The 13,363-nt window shown below is 44.6% G+C and carries 10 protein-coding genes; 5 read left to right on the top strand and 5 right to left on the bottom strand.

Annotated elements, in window-relative coordinates; genetic code table 11:
* Positions 1-42 precede the first annotated feature (42 nt).
* The 4 genes from AC07M6_RS20745 to AC07M6_RS20730 all read left to right on the top strand — a co-directional run bounded on the left by AC07M6_RS20745 (position 43) and on the right by AC07M6_RS20730 (position 3,539).
* Entirely contained in the window at positions 43-924 is an 882-nt protein-coding gene (locus AC07M6_RS20745; RefSeq protein ID WP_494892774.1) for an ROK family protein, read from the top strand.
* A gap of 28 nt (positions 925-952) precedes the next feature.
* Complete coding sequence (locus AC07M6_RS20740) at positions 953-1,771, top strand: hypothetical protein (RefSeq protein WP_494892772.1); 819 nt, start codon at positions 953-955, stop codon at positions 1,769-1,771.
* A gap of 99 nt (positions 1,772-1,870) precedes the next feature.
* Positions 1,871-2,383: a hypothetical protein gene (locus AC07M6_RS20735; RefSeq protein ID WP_494892770.1), complete on the top strand. Its 513-nt coding sequence runs from the start codon at positions 1,871-1,873 to the stop codon at positions 2,381-2,383.
* A 196-nt stretch (positions 2,384-2,579) separates the two neighbouring features.
* On the top strand, positions 2,580-3,539 hold the full coding sequence (locus AC07M6_RS20730) for an acetyl-CoA carboxylase carboxyltransferase subunit alpha (RefSeq protein WP_494892768.1): 960 nt from the start codon (positions 2,580-2,582) through the stop codon (positions 3,537-3,539).
* Positions 3,540-3,615: 76 nt separating this feature from the next.
* On the opposite strand, the gene AC07M6_RS20725 is transcribed toward AC07M6_RS20730, so the two are convergent.
* Positions 3,616-4,872, bottom strand: coding sequence for an NAD(P)-binding domain-containing protein (locus AC07M6_RS20725; RefSeq protein WP_494892766.1), 1,257 nt, complete (start codon positions 4,870-4,872; stop codon positions 3,616-3,618).
* Between the two features lie 118 nt (positions 4,873-4,990).
* Between AC07M6_RS20725 and AC07M6_RS20720 the strand changes: the two genes are divergently transcribed.
* Positions 4,991-5,767 (top strand): hypothetical protein, encoded by a 777-nt coding sequence (locus AC07M6_RS20720; RefSeq protein WP_494892764.1) that lies wholly within the window; start codon positions 4,991-4,993, stop codon positions 5,765-5,767.
* A 155-nt stretch (positions 5,768-5,922) separates the two neighbouring features.
* On the opposite strand, the gene AC07M6_RS20715 is transcribed toward AC07M6_RS20720, so the two are convergent.
* The 4 genes from AC07M6_RS20715 to AC07M6_RS20700 form a co-directional block, all read right to left on the bottom strand.
* Positions 5,923-7,980 carry a M1 family metallopeptidase gene (locus AC07M6_RS20715; protein WP_494892762.1) on the bottom strand — a complete coding sequence of 686 codons (2,058 nt, stop codon included), beginning with the start codon at positions 7,978-7,980 and terminating at the stop codon, positions 5,923-5,925.
* 94 nt (positions 7,981-8,074) lie between these two features.
* Positions 8,075-8,428, bottom strand: coding sequence for a Spx/MgsR family RNA polymerase-binding regulatory protein (locus AC07M6_RS20710; protein ID WP_494892760.1), 354 nt, complete (start codon positions 8,426-8,428; stop codon positions 8,075-8,077).
* A 12-nt stretch (positions 8,429-8,440) separates the two neighbouring features.
* Entirely contained in the window at positions 8,441-10,840 is a 2,400-nt protein-coding gene (locus AC07M6_RS20705; protein ID WP_494892758.1) for a TonB-dependent receptor, read from the bottom strand.
* 88 nt (positions 10,841-10,928) lie between these two features.
* Positions 10,929-13,358, bottom strand: a complete 2,430-nt coding sequence (locus AC07M6_RS20700; protein ID WP_494892756.1) for a TonB-dependent receptor domain-containing protein — start codon at positions 13,356-13,358, stop codon at positions 10,929-10,931.
* Positions 13,359-13,363: the final 5 nt, after the last annotated feature.

Here is a 13,363-nt window from a genome sequence, read left to right as displayed (position 1 = left end):
TTTTTTAAAATCAATTGTTAAATTTGATTTCAACTTTTTTTCATGAATACAGATTTTTCCGGCGACGAGAGCGTACTGGGCGTATATATCAGTGGTTATCATATCACCACATTGGTTGTAAATTTGCGCACACGCGCCGTATTAAAATCATCATACCAGCGGAAACCTATTAATTCCAGGGGTACTGCGGAGGAAATTATCGACTCGTGCTGTGCCGTGATCCAACAGGCGCTAACATCAAATGATGTAGAATTAACCCGCATCGGTATTGCCATGCCTGGTCCGTTCGACTATGACAAAGGGATATCCTACATTCATAACAACAAAAAACACGAAGCCCTTTACGGTTTAAATGTAAAAGAAATGATTGCCGCAGGGCTGAATGTGCCGGTAGGCAGCATTTGTATGCTTAACGATGCCGCCGGCTTTTTAAAAGGCGAAGTTTTTGCCGGGGCAGCGCAGGGATACCATGATGTGGTGGGCCTGATTTTGGGCACCGGCCTGGGTACAGCCAGGTTGAGCGATGGTTTGGCAGAGGACGCCGGCCTGTGGGAGTCGCCATTTTTAGATAGCATTGCCGAGGATTACCTGTCGGAAAGATGGTTCCTGAAACGCTATTACGAGCTTTCGGGAATTAACGTGGTGGATGTAAAGGAGCTGTCGTCGTTCTACAATACCTCTAACACGGTTAAACATGTATTTAAAGAATTTGCCTGTAACCTGGCTTTGTTTACGGCCAACTTTGTAAAGGGGACCAATACCCAGATCATTGTGCTGAGCGGTGATATAGCCGCCAAAGCATCCGATTGTTTTTTACCGGCTTATAAAGCCCAACTGACCAAGCTGGATATAGAGATACCGGTTTGCATATCCAAATTGAACAGCGATGCGGTGCTGGTAGGGGTAGCCACCTGCTGGTTGTAATTCATATTTTACCTAACCTATCCATATTATGAAAAAATGTTTAACCGCATTGATGTTTTGCTTTGCCGCGTTTATAGCCACGGCTCAAAAATTACCCAATGTGCAGGAATCGCCCTTATTTGCCCCTGCAGGCATAAAGATTAACGGTAAGGCTGCGGAATGGGGGGCCCAATTGCAGGCCTACAATAAAGCTACCGATGTTTCTTATACAATAGCTAATGATGCGGAAAATTTTTACCTGTTGGTGCAAGCCAGCAAGCCCCGCACTATTGAGAAAATAATTTCAGTAGGGCTTACCCTTATCATTAATCCCAACGGTAAAAAAAACATTAACGATGAAGGTAATGTATTGATCACCTATCCGGTAATTGACCATCGCGCGGGCCAGCGGCTGCTTTGGTATGCGGGCGCAAAGGCAAAACCTGCATATAGTTCTCCTATAATCGCTGATACTACTAAATATTCTGAAGTGCATACCGATTCATTAGTCGCGATAGCTAATAGCCTTTTTGCTGTTAATGCCAAATCAATAAATGTAAAAGGCATTAAAGATATTACCGACCCTGCCATTTCTATTTACAACGAAGAGGGCATAAAAGCAGTAGCCACATTTAATAACAACGGTGTTTACACGTATGAGTTGGCCATTCCGCTTAAATATTTAGGGCTTTTGGTTAGCGAGTTTAAAAAATTCACTTACAATGTGAGACTGGAAAGCAGGTTGACCGCACCCAAAAGCGGATTGGTGACAAGGTTTATATATCTGGATCGCCAAGCCATTGATGTTGATCAGGATTTAGATTCCACAACTGATTTTTGGGGTGAATATACTCTTGCAAAAAAATAGCAAAAGCTGCCGGTGTTTTTATTTTCAATTTTTCGGCTAAACATCCAGTCCATTTATGGGTTATTTATGTAATTGGATTTTTTTGCCGATACTTAAAACATGAAGAAAACATTACTTTTTTTACCTGCTCTACTTTTTGCTTTCAACACACGTGCACAACAGGTTGCCGACAGTACTTTACAAAAATCGCCGGTACGGACGTTAACCGATCAGCAATACAACGCTTATATAAAAGGTATGGATGTAGGCAACAAAGCCTATGTAGCCGAACTGAACCATTATCCCCTGCCCGACAAATTACTGCAATACAAAAAGGAGCTTGACCTGAGCCCCGCGCAGATGAACGGTATAGGTATTATACTAAAGCAATTGCAAATGAAACGGCTGGAAATTGGCGCGTCGGTTATCCGTAACGAGCGGCTGCTGGATAGCCTGTTCCGTACCAAAAAGATAGACGAAGGCATTATTATATTTTATGGTAACCGCTATGGCTTATACGAAGGGGAATACCGTGCGGCCGTTTTAACCGCCTGTTTTAAAACCCAAAAACTACTAACCGAGCGGCAGATAAAGAAGTTTGAAGCTTTGCAAAAGCAGGGAAACAAGCTTTAGATATTAAGTAGGATATTTTAAATTAACCACAAAGGCCACAAAGATTTTGTACAAAGAGCACAGAGCTAAAATAGTATATAGAAAGGCTTTGTGATCTTTGTGTTAGCCATTACAATTATTTCTTTGTGGGCTTTGTGGTTAAATTGCCACAATTTGCCGTTTGATTTATGTAATTTAGCAGCCCGTTAAAAATTGTATGAAAATTACGTTTGATTTTGAAAAACCGCTGGCCGACCTGCAATCGCAGATTGATAAGGTGAAGCAGGTTGAAGATAAAACACAGGTAGATATGTCTGCCACGTTAACCGAACTGGAGGATAAACTGGAACTTGTTAAAAAGGAGGTTTACACCAATCTGAACGGCTGGCAAAAGGTTCAGATCTCCCGCCATCCCGAACGCCCGTATACCTTACAGTACCTGGAGCTGATGTGCGATGATTTTATTGAAATGCACGGCGACCGTACCGTAGGCGATGATAAAGCGATAGTGGGCGGCTTTGGGTCGCTTAACGGCCAAACGGTGATGTTTATCGGCCACCAAAAAGGGAGAAATACCAAAGAACGCCAATACCGCAATTTTGGGATGGCTAACCCCGAAGGTTACCGCAAGGCCTTGCGCCTGATGAAACTGGCCGAAAAATTTAATAAACCCGTAGTTACCCTGATAGATACCCCCGGCGCATTCCCCGGCCTGGAAGCTGAAGAGCGCGGACAGGGCGAAGCGATAGCCCGCAACCTGCTGGAAATGTCGGTACTGAAAGTGCCGGTAATATGTGTAATTATTGGTGAAGGCGCATCGGGTGGTGCATTGGGCATAGGGATAGGCGATAGGGTTTTGATGCTGGAACACTCCTGGTATTCGGTTATATCACCCGAAAATTGCTCGACTATTTTATGGAAAACCTGGGACTATAAAGAGCGCGCGGCGGAAGCGCTGAAACTAACATCGACCGAGATGCTGAAGAACAAGCTGATTGACGGTGTGATTAAAGAGCCACTTGGCGGCGCCCACCAGGATCCGGTTGCTATGGCGTCAACCCTTAAAAAGCAATTGCTGAAGGAACTGAAAACACTTAAAGAAATGGATATTGCTACCGTAGTGAACGAGCGTATCGAAAAATTCTGCAGCATGGGTGTGGTAGAAGAAAACGATTAATTTTAGATAAAAAATATCATAAACAAAAGAAGCCGTTGCTAAACAACGGCTTCTTTTGTTTATATAGTCACGTAGCTTACTCCATTAACCGCCTGATCAGTTCCGCGCTTTGGGCTTTGCCTTCTTCCAGCCGGTCGGCAAAAAAGGCCTGTACCTCGTTAAAATGCTTTTTATAGCCTTCCATATCGCCATAGCCAATAATAGCCGACCATTCCCGCACAGCAGAGTGAAATTCCAGATCGTCGCCGCGGATGGTTTTATCATACAGCGCGGTTTCTATCGATTCTTCTAACAGTTCGTCGTTTTTAAACAGGTATTCGGCAATCCCCAAACGCAAACGGAAGGGCGGCGTTTGGCAGATCAGGTTATCGTAGGGGTTTACACCTAAATGGTACCAGGCATCAACCATACTTAATATACTCAGGTGCGAGTTGGGCTTGCGCAAATGCTCGTTATCAGATAGCGAAAACTCCCGCATTACACTATCATTCAGCATAATGGGTTTACGGCTCTCGTGAAAAACAAAATCACGTGCCTTGTAGAGCCTGTCCCTAAACGCGGCCGCTTCTTCCTTGATCATCAGCTTAAACAATTCCGATTCGGATACGGCGTACTGCCTTACCTGCTGCCTGGCATAAGGGTTTAAAATAGCCAGTCCGGCATATACGTGCGCCTTATAGCTGAAGATCCTTAAGGTGGTCAGTATCTTTACGTTATCAATGCCCCCAATATATGAGGCATTTTCCCAGGGGAAAAAACCGGCAGCCTTCCAGGCAGTCCCCATACTTTCGAAACCAACGTGCGTTACAGCCTGCGTATCGGCCACAATCTTATCATGCTCGTGATAGTCGGCTATCTCTACAATATCGGTCTCAACGGCTGTAAACAGGTCGTACATGCGCTGGTAGGCATCGGGTGTGCTGCGGTGGGGGATCAGGATCAGTTTTTGGCCTTTAGGCTCAAAGCCCGGGCCGTGCATGGCATGGAAAGTAATGATCTGCGCATCATCCGGAAGATATTTTTCAAACAGAGCTATTTCGGGGTGCTTTACCGATGTTTGCCCGGCCACAATAGCCCCGGCTTTGGTAGCTACCGCGCACTCGGCCACAACTTTCTCCATACTATCGGCCTCGACAGAATAGATGATCAGATCGCTGATGCGGGATACATCGCGGCCATTGTCTTTTACCGTAATACCCAGCGGGGTTAGTTCAGCTTCCAGCATTTCGCGGTTGGCGGGCAGGTCGGCGCCGCAAACGGTATAGCCAGCTTTGGCAAATGCTTTGGCATACAGCTTACCCATATCGCCCAGTCCAATAAATCCGATATTCATGGTGCTAATATAAGTATGCCTGCCAAAAATCTGCTATGAAACCTTATATTCGCAATAGTTATATCAATAATACACAAACTGTTGATGCTATCTTTTGTTAAATTATAACGCTACAAACATGATGAAGAAGCTATTTTTAGTAAAATCCCTCCTTACGCTATGCATTTTAGGCAGCGGGACTATGATTTACGCGCAAGACAGTATAAAAGCAAAAACTACAAAACCTATAGTAGCGCCGCTGCCCGTTAAACCCGGCGCGGTAAAATACAAGGGGCAATCATATGCGGGTAAGCCCTATCAGGCCAAACCTGTAAATGCCCAGGCGGCCGGCACAACTCCGGTAACCCAAACACCGGCACAACAAAACCCATCCGCACCAACCCCGGCCAGTACCGATAAAAGCCTGAACGGCCAGTATCAATATGTATTAAGCAAAACTTACCACTATCAGCAACCTATGATTGCGGCCTTATGGAAAAATATTAACGATTCGCTTAACGTAACTAAAAGGGCCTTAAGGGATGCGCAAAGTAAATTAGCCGCGCAAAACCAATCGATCAGCAGCCTGCAAAATGATGTGAAAACCAAGGACCAAACGATTACCGAAACCAATTCGCGCCAGGATGCTATCAGCCTGATGGGGATCTACATGTCTAAAACCGCCTATAACCTGCTGATGTGGGGGCTGGTGATAGGACTGTCGCTGGTACTGCTGATTGTGATCCTTAAAACATCGAGCAACAGCCGCGAAGCTAAATACCGCACTAAGCTATATGAAGAACTGAGCGAAGAGTTTACCGCTTATAAAGCCAAAGCCAACGATAAGGAAAAGAAACTGGCCCGCGAACTGCAAACCGAGCGGAATAAGAATGATGAGCTGATGGGGAGGGGATAGTTAACCCCTAACCCCCTGAAGGGGGAATAAATGTGCAAATGCATAGATATGCAGATGTGCAAATGGAAAGAAATTTAAATGCGTAAGGCCCCGGATTTCCGGGGCCTTACGCATTTAACTGATGTTTTTACTATTCCCCCTTTAGGGGGTATATATTATTGAGCAGGTTTTGTCCAAACGTTGTTGGCCTGGTTAGCATCAGGTAATTTATGGTCGGGATCTAAAGTTACCGATTGTATTTCTTCGGTAGATGGATACTTGAACGAGAAGCTTACGTTGCGTTCCCATATTTCGGCAGTGTAGCTTACACGGTCGGTTTTGCCGCTAACGGTTTTAATTTCAACGGTAACCGGCATAGCCATTTTCTCTAAGTTATCCAGGGTAATAATAGCGCCCTTTGTAGCATCGCCGCCTGCATAACGTACACCACGTACCGATTGATCTAACTGCCAGTTGTTAACAAACCAGCCTCTCCAGAACCATTGCAGACTTTCGCCGGCAGCAGCTTCCATGGTGCGGAAGAAATCATCGGGAGCGGGGTGCTTAAAGGCCCAGCGGTGGATATAGGTTTTAAACGCGAAGTCGAAACGCTCAGGGCCTAAGATCTGCTCGCGCAGCATAACTAATCCGGCGCTTGGTTTGCTGTATAATAGGGTGCCATTGTTGTTCTCTTTCAGGTTATCCGGGTTGCTCATCATTGGCTCCAGGCTTGGGCGGGTAAACGCTAACGCGTTTGGCTGACCGGCAGGACGATAAAACTCGCCGTTTAATGAGTACGCGGTTGAAAGCGTGTTAATGAAAGTGTTGAAGCCTTCGTCCATCCAGCCGTATAAACGCTCGTTTGATCCAACGATCATCGGGAACCAAGTGTGGCCAAACTCGTGGTCGGTTACACCCCAGTTAGCTGAACCAACAAACACAATACCCGGATATTCCATACCGCCGGCAGCACCCACAGCGGTGGTAGCAGCAGGGTAAGGATATTCGAACCATTTTTTAGAGTTGTACTCGATAGAGGCTTTAGTAAACTCGGCCGCGCGTGTATTACGTGCCGCAACTGATACCGAGTAAGCGCCAATAGCGATTGATTTTTTACCGCTTGGCAAATTCATTTTAGCAGCTTCGATAACAAAAGCCGAAGAAGTTGACCATGATGCATCGCGTGCATTCTTGATCTGGAAGTGCCAGGTTAATTCAGATTTACCTGCCGGGCGCGAAGTGGCTTTATATACCTCGTCGGCTTTGCGGATCATTACTGTTTTATCGCTGGCAGCGGCCTGTGCCCATCTTTTTATTTGCTCGGGTGTGTATACTTCAGTAGGGTTCAATAACTCGCCTGATGCCACTACGATGTTTTTTGAAGGAACGGTGATGTACAGATCAAAATCACCATACTCGCAATAAAACTCGCTCTCGCCGGTATAAGGCAGGGTGTTCCAGCCTTGCAGGTCGTCATACACGCATAGGCGCGGGTACCATTGCGCTACCGAATAAACCTTTCCATCCTTGGTATAAGAGATCCCCATACGGTCCGACCCATAATCAGGAGAGATGAACGACCAATCTATTTTAAACTGGATCTTGCCGCCCGCGGCTGCAATACCTTCAGGTATAAACACCTGCATACGGGTATCGTTGATCAGGAATTTAGCTTCAACCTCGGTGGTTTTGCCTTTTACGGTAGATAATATTTTAACCGATTTAATTTTATCGCCTGCATCAAATGCCTGGCCACGGCCCCAGTTACGGCTGGTAGCTACATCCTGCGAGTTTAAAACTACCTGTTTGTTCCCGCGCGAATCTAACTTAAACAAGTTTTGATCCAGCATCATCCAAACAAAGTCTAATTTCTGCGGACTGTTGTTGGTATAATTGATAATCTCCGAACCGGTGATCTCATTTTTAATGGTGTCTATTTTGGCGTTGATTTTATAATCAACCCGGTTTTGCCAGTATTTAGGGCCTGGTTGTCCATCAGCCGCGCGGAATTCGTTGCCATTCTTGGTATAAAAGAAAGGTTTCCAAAGCTCGTTATAACTGTAATTTGTTGCCGGAGCGTTAGGGTCAACAACGGGGGCTAAATTTCCGCGTCGCCCGGCGCCGTTAGCCGGAGGGGTTGTTGGCGGTGTTTGCGGCGGTGTGGTTTGTGCTTCCGCGGCATAGCTACCTGCCAGTAAAGCCAGCGATAAACCGGCAACCAGGGTAAGTTTCATTTTAATGTATAGTTTATGTTTAATGTAAACACAAGTATATATTAAAATTGCCAAAGTGTTAATACAGTAAAACGATTGTTACTAATACAATAGTCTATCGATTTAATAGGAAATGTTGTTTATAAACAGCTTCATCAAACCCAAAAAATAAGAAACCGTTATCCTCAATAACCGGGCGTTTGATCATGCTGGTTTTCTCCTGTAATATTTTCAGAGCGGGTGTGGCTCCGGTAATGCTTGCCTTCACTTCAGGTTCAAGATCCCGGTAGGTGGTGCCTTTTTTGTTCATTACCGTTTCGTAGCCTGCAGCCTGTTCCCATTCGGCCAGTTTTTCGGCGCTTACGCCCAGCTTTTTAAAGTCGTGAAACTCGTAAGGTACCTGGTTGGCCTTAAACCAGTCGAGTGCTTTTTTTACTGTATTGCAATTGGTAATTCCGTAAACTTTCATGCGGCTAAATTACTAATTCCGGCCGCCACCGTTAGCATCATCGTTATTAATTCCGCGCTGATTTTTTTTGATCTCGCTATTTAACTTACCAAACTTATAGTTAAAACCAACGCCAACCATGCGGAATAACATGTAGTTGTTGGCCATAGTCTCAAAATCGTTGGTGCGGGTTAAAAAGTCGAGCTGGATAAACCTTTTAAACGGATTCCTCACTGCTACTCCAATACTGCCTTTGCCCTTAAATATATCTTTTGATACATTGGCGCCGCCGCCCAGCCAGTAGTTATCAATCCCCTGCAGCAATACATACCGGCTATCAAAATCAAGATTAAAACCTACACGGTACCCGCTATCAAACTTATAGCCCATATTGGCAAACATGTGCCCCTGGAAACCATTATTTTTATAGAGCTGCCCGTTATAGGCCCCTTCCAGCCAAATGTGCAATAACTCGCCATTAACGTTGATGTTTAATTTTTTGCTTAGGGGATAATTCATATTCAAATCCAGCCCCAGTTGTTTCTTTTTACCAATGTTGGCAAATGTTTGGGTAGTTACGTTGCCATTAACACTGCTCACATTTTCGATGGTATTATTAGCGAACGAGTAGCTGGCGCTCAGGTTAACCGAGCCTTTACTGGATGAGCCATAACTTAACTCGAAATTATTATTGACCGCCGGCCTTAAATTGGGGTTACCTACATTTACATAAAGCGGGTTAGACTGATTTACAAAAGGGTTAAGCTGGTTAATATTGGGGCGCTGGATGCGCTGGGTAAAGCCAAAGTTAATACTGGCGTTGTTTAACACGCGCTGCATCGAAAACGAAGGGACTACATTGGTATAAAACTGGTTAAACACCCCACCGCCGGATGTGGCAAAATTAGCATCGATATTGGTCCGTTCGAAACGCAGGCCACCCTTAAATACCCACTTGGTTAGTTTAAACGTGTACGAGTTGTACAGCGCATATACATTTTGGTGATAAGTGAAATTGTTGGTTTGCCTGGGGTTGGTATGGTAACCGGTACTGCTTAGCGTATCGCTATTAAAATTACTGAAGTTGTTGCGCAATATCATTTTACCGCCGGCCTCAAACGTTAATACTTTTAATGGGTGGATGTAATCTAACTGGGTGGTATACTCCTTAGCCCCCGAGTTGTTATACTGGCGGTAGTTAGCCAGGCCCGGCTGGGTGGTCACCACATCATTAAACTGGGTGCTATTGTTATTGCTGTATTTGTACGATGCCGTTAGTAACTGGTTTTTATTGTTTCTAAAACCCAACTGGTAATTGATACCTACATCTGATCCATTTCCGTTTGCATAACCATTACTAATAGCGCTGTAAAATGTGGTGGGCAGGCGATTAGCATCATACAATTGCGTGTACTGATCGGCTCCCTGGGTGCCTTTGTTACCAAAAAAATTAATTGTACCAGTTATCAGGTTAAGCGTATCTAATTCATAACTTAACTCGGCGCTTCCGTAATTGTTGCGGTTGCCGTTTACCCTATCGCCATACTGGTAAAGAGATGTTTTAGATTGGGTGAAGCTGGTGGCGTTATCAAAAGGGTTAGCCATTTCGGGGCGCTTTTGATATCCTGTAAAGAAATTCAAACCAAATTTGCCCTGCTTAACCGTTGAGTTTAAATTGAAGCGGTAACCGTTTACCGTATTATAATTGCTGTTGACTGATCCGTTATAGCCCTGGGCGCCATTTTTTACGGTGATGATATTGATGATGCCCGCCAAACCTTCGGCCTCGTATTTGGCCGGCGGCGATGTGATCACTTCTATTTTTACAATGTTGCTGGCCGGCATGGCTTTTAATATATCCGATGGGTTACGGGCCATCAAAGCCGATTCTTTACCATTCAACAGTATTTTATAACTCCCGCTGCCCCGCAGTTTGATCTCGTCTGATCCATCTACAGATATCAGGGGCACCTTGCGCATCATATCCAGCGCGGTGATGGCCTTACTCTCGGGATCGGCCTGTACATCATAGCTCAGGCGGTCAACTTCCTGTTTCATCAGCGGCTTTAAAGCGGTAACGGCCACCTCTTTCAAATGACTGTTAGATGGCGCCAGCACAACAGGGCCCGAATGGAAATCATCCGACCCTTCAACGGGCATCGTTTTTGATTGATAGCCGACGTATATCAACGAAAGCAGATAGGGTTTTGGGGATAAACCTTTAACTTCAAATTTGCCGTCGTCTTTGGTCAGCGTGCTTTTAACCGGCTTTTTGGTAGCGGCATCAATTATGGCAATGGTTACAAAACCCAAAGGTTTGCTGGTGGCCGAATCAATCACCGTACCTTCAATAGCAATGGTTTTGGCAGGTGTTTGTGCAAATAAAAATATAAAAAGGGTACAGCAAAGTGCGGTGAGGATTAGTTTCTTCATATATATCCCTTAAAGACGCTTAAACCTACCAAAGCGTTACAATAATTCGAAAATATTTAACATTGTTTAACGCCATACTTGCTATCGGTTAATTACTGCCGGTACTGCTGTTTTTATCATCATTACTGATAGTCCGTTTGTTCTTTTTAATTTCCTGTTGTAGTTTGCCAAAGCGGTAATTGAGACTAAAGCTAAACGACCGGAAGTAGTTTTGCGCGAAGTTTGATTGTACAAAATTGGTTCCGGATGTTTCGCGTTCTATATGGCGGTATTTGGTAAATGGGTTAGTGATATTGGTTGCAAGGGATAGCTTGTCTTTGATCAGATCCCGGCTCACGCTAAAGCCCGAACTAACAAATGAATTTGATTTAGCCTGCAATGTTATAGTGGGACTGCTATAACTTACGTTACTGTTAATCCTTAAACCATCTTTAAACTTATAGCCTAAACCGGTTAAAAACATGGCTTGCCAGGCGTTATTTTTAGTAGTGACCCCACCAACTACGCCTTCTATTGAATAATGCATGACGTTAGTATTAATGTTGAAGTTCATGTTTTTAATAAAAGGATAGCTAAAGCTGATGTTGTTGCCAACCGCGCGGGTTTTACCAATATTGCTAAAGGTAGTACTGGTAATTTTAGTCGCCGGGTCGTAAACCGCTATGGTTTGTACGTTATTATCTGCAAACCCATAATAGATGCCGATGGTAATGGAACCTTTTTTGTATTTGCTATAACTTAATTGAAAGTTGTTGGCCACTACCGGTTTAAGATCGGGGTTACCGGTTGAGATAAAGTTGGGGTTAGACCTGTCAACGTAAGGATTAAGCTGGTTAATATCGGGCCGCTGGATACGCTGGGTATAACCAAAGTTAATATTGCTCATGTTTTTAAAGCGCTTATTAATACTAACCGATGGCACCAGGTTAAGGTAATTGCGGTTAACGGCCGATAGCGTGCTCAAAAAATCGGCTTTGACAATGGTTTGCTCTAAACGACCGCCGAATTTAAAGCCCCAGGTTTGCAGGTTAATAGTATAGGCGTTGTAAGCGCCTATAATGTACTGGTTGTTGTGATAAGTATTAGTGCGTAAAGGGTTCTCGGCAAACTGGTGGGTAACCGCGCTTAACGAATCGTAACGGAAATCACTAAAATTATCGCGTAAGATGGCTTTTAAGCCGCCCTCGATGGTTAGTTTTTTTAAGGGGTGCACGTAATCGGTCTGTATGGTTTGCTCGCTGGAGTTAGCCTTGTTGGTTTGATTATAATCGGGCGTGGTATAATTCTGAGGGTTTAAAACATCAATATCGTTAAAGCTATTATTATGGAAACGGCTGTAACGGTAGGAGAGGGTAAGCAGCCTGTCCTTGCTTTTTTTAAAACCCAGCTGGTAGTTTAAACCCGCATCAAAACCGCCGTTCCGGTTATCGCCATTATTGCTTAAGGTATAGCCTATGTTTTGGGGTTGTAAAATATTAAGCGATGTATTTTGATTGAACGAGGTAGAGTTACCACCATTTGGGTTAAACTCTGCCGTTAATAAATTCAGCGAGTCTACCTCAAAACTTAATTCAATGCCGGCATAACTAAAATGGCTTTTAGAATGATTAAAGGCATCCTGCGTTAAGCGCGATGGGTTGGCGCCGGTAGTTACCCGGGTTTGGTTATTAAACTGATCGGGCTGCCTGGAATAGCTATTGCCGAAATACGATGATACACCCAACTGGCCTTGCTTAACCGTCAACGAACCACCCTGGTAGGGTCCGCCAACCGGAAAACGTTCGTTTAAAGTAAGACTGCCATTGTAGCCATTATCAACCCTTTTATTGGTGATGATGTTGATGATCCCGTCCAAACCTTCACTGTCGTACTTGGCCGGCGGGGTAGTGATCACCTCGATCCGTTGGATACTGGATGCCGGCATGGCCCGCATTACATCCTTTGGACTGCGCGCCATCAGGCTTGATGGTTTGCCATTAATAAAGATCTTGTAGTTAGAGTTACCCTTCAGCAATACATTATCATCACCATCTAAAGATAGCAGTGGTATTTTACGCATCATTTCCAATACGTTCAGGGCTTTGCTTTCCGGGTCGGCCTGTATATCGTAACTCAGGCGGTCTATCTCCTGTTTCACCAACGGCTTGGCCGCCAAAATAGCAACTTCCTTCAACTGCTTGCTTGATGCCGACATATTCACCGACCCAATGTTGGTCACCGCGTCGGCACCGCTAATGGCAACTGTTTTAGTTCTATAACCCACATAAATTAAAGAAAGCGTATACTTTTTGGATGGAATGCCACTCAACGTAAAGCTGCCGTCATCTTTGGTGAGTGTGCTTTTAGCGGGCAGTTTAGTAACGGCATCGGCCAGGGCAATGGTTACAAAGCCCAGCGGTTTACCGGTTAATGAATCGATAGTAGTTCCTTTTATTACGATAGGTTTAGCCGGCGTATTTTGTGCCCGTGCAAAAGCGTAAAAGCAGCAGCATAACGCTGCCAGCCAAAATTTAGTCATATATA

This window comes from Mucilaginibacter sp. GW821-FHT07H05 (genome assembly GCF_059418485.1).
Note: the sequence above shows the minus strand (reverse complement) of the source record. Positions and strands in the feature narration are given on the sequence as shown.